This window comes from Betaproteobacteria bacterium, from assembly GCA_016791345.1.
Lineage (GTDB): Bacteria > Pseudomonadota > Gammaproteobacteria > Burkholderiales > JAEUMW01 > JAEUMW01.
In genome coordinates, this window is record JAEUMW010000192.1 from 1 (window position 1) to 3,063 (window position 3,063).

The following is a 3,063-nucleotide window of genomic DNA, read 5'->3' on the forward strand; positions in this document are numbered from 1 at the left end:
GCGCCCCAGATCCCGCCCTGCTTGCGCAGTTCATCGTCGATCTGCGAGACCTTCCAGTCGGAAGGATCGACTTCGAGGTGCAAGGTCTTGCGCACGCCCAGTCGGAACAGCAGATTGAGGCTAAGCGCGATCACCGTGGAAAATACCAGCGAGGACCCGAACAACGGTGCCAGTGACTTCGGCACACCCGCTGCGAGCGTGGGAAAGACCTCGACTGCCGTGCCGGCGATGATGGACAGCCCGATCACCAGCGTGCGCCGCGCATCCAGCAGGCGCGAGGTCATCACCTGGAGTCCGTTGATGATGATGTACGAAACGGAAAACAGCAGTGCCGCGACAATGACCGGGCGCGGCATCACGGCAAGCGCTGCGGCCAGTTTGGGGAAGAAGCCGAGCAGCAGGAACAGCGCACCTATCGCATAGGCGACCTGTCGGCTCGCCACCCCCACCGCTGCCGCCAGCCCCACGGACGGCGTGGACGAATTCGTCCCGACCGCGCCGACGAACCCGCCCAGCGCCGTCGCGGCGCCATCTGCCAGCACGCCTCCGGTGATCGAGCGCATGTCCGGGCGCACCCAGTTCGCGTCGTTCGTGCGCTGGCACACCGTGATGTTTCCCATCACCTTCATGGCGGCGGCAACGCTCGCGATCGCGAAGGGCACGGCGAGCCCGACGTCGAACGACCACGAAACCGTGCTGAAATCCGGCAGCCCGAACGTCGATGCATGCGCCACCAGCGCCATCTCGCTGCCGCCGACGATGCCGGTAACGGCGGCCGCCGCATAGCCTGCGAGGAGGCCCAGCAGCGTGCACACCATGCGCACGATTCCCGTACCCCAGATGTTCAGCACGACCATGGTCGCGAACGTAATGCCGCCCACCCACCATTCGGCCGCAGCGACCGGCGCGGCCTGCGCCCCGAGCAGCGATCGCACCCCGGCCATCCCCGCCGACACTCCGACCATGAAGACGACGAGACCGGAGATCTCCGGCGGGAAGATCGGGCGCAGACGCTGCAGCAGCGGCGCCAGTGCCACCTCCAGCGCTCCCGCAAACATCGTCATGCCGAACACCAGGGGCAGGCCGCCGATGGTCGCCGCCACCAGCGACGGCGACAGATAGATCGCGGTGAACGTGCTCGGACACATGTATCCGGAGCCGAACGGGCCCAGTCGCAGCACCTGCAGAAAGGTCGCCACGCCGAGGACCAGCATGGCGATCGCCAGCAGATTGGCGATCACGCCCGGCGCCGTCCCCGCAAGGCGGAAAACGAGCAGCGGGTAGACGAGGTAGATCGCGATCAGCCCGACGTGCTGCAGGCCGTTGAGCAGGGTGACGATCTGCGGCGGCGTGTCGTTCACGCCGTAGATCATTCCGGGCGGAAGTCGCGCCGCGGAGTGCATGTGAGTTCCAGCGCTGCTTCAGGAACGTCCTTCAGCGCCCTGCTCCCGTCACTTCGATGGCGGTCTCGTCAGTTCGGCCCGCAGTTCGTCGCAATCCTTCACGTTCGCCACCCACTTGATGTCGGGCGCGTTCGCCACCGCTTGCGCTTTCGGGCTCAAGCGAATCCGCTCCACGGACTTTGCAATCAGCTCGTTCGCCTTCTCCGCGGAGATCAAGCCGGCCTGTGTCGCCGCATCGGCCGCGACGCACACACCCGTCTGCGTCCCCACGATCATCCCGCCGACCGCGCCGCCCAGGGCGCCGCCGCCGAGCCCGAGGAACCCGCCGATGAATGCGCCGACGATGAGGGACCCGACCACGATCAAGAACGTCTTCATTGTTTCACCCCTTGTTTGAACGGCTGCCGGCCGACGCGTCGCGCAGAATCCGGCCGGCGCTTATGATACCAACCGTTGCCGGCAGGGCGGCCCGCGGCGAGTCGCCAGGGCGGCGCAGGCTCCGCGCGCAACAATGAAGATCATCCCTCAGATCGCGAACCGGCCACCTCCGCCCCGAAGCCGCGGCCGCCGTCGCGCTGGCGAGTGAACCTCGGCTACACCAACATCGACGCTACGCAGGCCGGCCGCATCGCGCGCACGCAGGTGCAGAAAGCGGCGCTCGTGCGACCGAACTCGCAGCTCACGGTCATCGACCAGATCGACCCGGTCTACGTCACGTTCAACGTCACCGACAAGGATCACTTCGCCTTCCGCAAGGCGCAGGAAAGCGGGAAGGTGAACGCGCTCGCGCCCGGCGCCATGCCGGTGCGCGTCACGCTGCCCGACGACGCCGCGTATCCCGCCGTGGGCAGCCTCGACTTCGGCGGCGTGATCGTCAACAAGGAGACCGGCACGTTCACCGCGCGCGCCGTGTTTCCGAATCCGCGGCAGATCCTGCTGCCCGGCATGTTCGTGCGCGTAAGCGTCGAATCGCCTGAGCGTGCTGATCGGGCGTCCGCCTGACGCCATCCCGCGCGGACAGGCGCTGGCGGAGCAGGTCTTTCCGCCGCAGATCCCCGCCGGCCTGCCCGCCACGCCGCTCGAGCGCCGGCCGGACATCCTCTCAGCCGAGGTAAAACTGATTGCCGCCAACGCGCAGATCGGCGCCGCGCGTTCGCTCTTCTTCCCGCAGATCAGTCTGACCGGTGTATTCGGCGAATCGAGCACCGAGCTCATCAACTTCACCAACGAAGGCAGACTGCGCCAGCAATGGCTCGTGAGCGGAGCGATCAGTCAGCCGATCTTCACTGCCGGTAAGCTCGACAGCAATCTCGCCTTGCACAAGGCGCAATACGAGGTCGCCACCGACCAGTACCGGCAGTGCTCAAGGCGCTGGAGGAAGTGAACAACGCGCTCGTTGCGCACGAGAGATACGGCGAGCAGAAGCGCGCGCAGGAAGAAGCGGTCGCGGCGGAGCGCACGCGCTATCGTCTCGTCCGGAAGCGCTACTTCGTCGGCTACACGAATTTCCTGCAGGTGCTCGACGCCGATCGCAGCCTCCTGGAAGCCGAGTTCAAACTCTCCGAGCTGCAACGGAAATATCTCGACTCGGTGGTGCAGCTCTGCAAGGCATTGGGGGGCGGATGGAATCCGAAAGAGCAGGAGGAGCAGACGGCGGCGG

The 3,063-nt window shown here is 66.4% G+C and carries 5 protein-coding genes; 3 read left to right on the forward strand and 2 right to left on the reverse strand.

Annotated elements, in window-relative coordinates:
* Positions 1-1,373: xanthine permease (locus tag JNK68_07305; protein ID MBL8540164.1), on the reverse strand; the 1,373-nt coding region annotated here is incomplete at its 3' end.
* 78 nt (positions 1,374-1,451) lie between these two features.
* Positions 1,452-1,781, reverse strand: a complete 330-nt coding sequence (locus tag JNK68_07310) for a hypothetical protein (protein ID MBL8540165.1) — start codon at positions 1,779-1,781, stop codon at positions 1,452-1,454.
* A gap of 204 nt (positions 1,782-1,985) precedes the next feature.
* Between JNK68_07310 and JNK68_07315 the strand changes: the two genes are divergently transcribed.
* The 3 genes from JNK68_07315 to JNK68_07325 form a co-directional block, all read left to right on the forward strand.
* Positions 1,986-2,405: an efflux RND transporter periplasmic adaptor subunit gene (locus JNK68_07315; GenBank protein ID MBL8540166.1), complete on the forward strand. Its 420-nt coding sequence runs from the start codon at positions 1,986-1,988 to the stop codon at positions 2,403-2,405.
* Complete coding sequence (locus JNK68_07320; GenBank protein MBL8540167.1) at positions 2,383-2,787, forward strand: TolC family protein; 405 nt, start codon at positions 2,383-2,385, stop codon at positions 2,785-2,787. Before JNK68_07315 ends, JNK68_07320 begins: the two co-directional genes overlap by 23 nt.
* The coding region (locus tag JNK68_07325; protein ID MBL8540168.1) for a TolC family protein at positions 2,763-3,063 on the forward strand (301 nt) is incomplete at its 3' end. The genes JNK68_07320 and JNK68_07325, both read left to right, overlap by 25 nt.

What these genes read in the sequence shown, in the direction of transcription:
- JNK68_07310 (MBL8540165.1), bottom strand. Translation starts at nt 1,781, where the DNA reads ATGAAGACGTTCTTGATCGTGGTCGGGTCCCTCATCGTCGGCGCATTC.